This is a genomic window from Bartonella queenslandensis AUST/NH15 (genome assembly GCF_000312585.1).
GTDB lineage: Bacteria > Pseudomonadota > Alphaproteobacteria > Rhizobiales > Rhizobiaceae > Bartonella > Bartonella queenslandensis_A.
Genome location: NZ_HE998052.1, coordinates 1 through 264 on the forward strand (window position 1 = coordinate 1; position 264 = coordinate 264).

General features: G+C 43.2%; 1 pseudogene. It reads left to right on the forward strand.

Annotation, left to right across the window (positions count from 1 at the left end):
- Positions 1–264: pseudogene (locus tag BN338_RS09295) on the forward strand (phage tail protein); the annotation flags it as partial.

The following is a 264-nucleotide window of genomic DNA, read 5'->3' on the forward strand; positions in this document are numbered from 1 at the left end:
TTGACCGGTCAACATGTTATTGCCATTACCCGTTCTCTCACACAGTTTCTTGATGATATGATTGCCCGTGGTGCGCTGCTTGGTGGGCGTGTTTGGTTTGACCGTGATTTGAATTCTAACAGCACTTTACAGTTGGGAAAATTGCGGGTGGAATTTGATGCAGAAGAAGTTCCACCTCTAGAAGATTTAAGTTTTGGCAGCCGTCGCAATAGCGCTTACTTTGATCGATTAGCACAAGATATCCAAAATAAAATGACCTATCAG